1 rRNA gene is annotated in these 398 nt (G+C 51.8%); it reads left to right on the top strand.

The window, feature by feature from the left end:
• A 23S ribosomal RNA gene (locus tag C6366_RS21345) occupies nt 1-398 on the top strand; the annotation flags it as partial.

The raw sequence follows: 398 nt of genomic DNA, 5'->3' as shown, positions 1-398 counted from the left end.
GTGTAACGATCTGGGCACTGTCTCAGCCGTGAGCTCGGTGAAATTGTAGTAACGGTGAAGATGCCGTTTACCCGCAACGGGACGGAAAGACCCCGTGAACCTTTACTGCAACTTAGCATTGATTTTGGGTAAGTGATGTGTAGGATAGGACGGAGACTATGAAGTGGGTCCGCCAGGATTCGTGGAGTCATCCTTGAAATACGTCCCTTTGCTTGCCTGGAGTCTAATTCCGCAATGCGGAAGACATTGCTTGGTGGGTAGTTTGACTGGGGTGGTCGCCTCCAAAAGCGTAACGGAGGCTCCCAAAGGTACCCTCATGACGATTGGTAACCGTCAGCAGAGTGTAATGGTATAAGGGTGCTTGACTGCGAGACCGACAAGTCGACCAGGTGGGAAAC

It is taken from the genome of Desulfonatronum sp. SC1, from assembly GCF_003046795.1.
Taxonomy (GTDB): domain Bacteria; phylum Desulfobacterota; class Desulfovibrionia; order Desulfovibrionales; family Desulfonatronaceae; genus Desulfonatronum.
The sequence above is the reverse complement of the archived record's forward strand: the minus strand, read 5'-3'. Positions and strand labels throughout refer to the sequence as shown.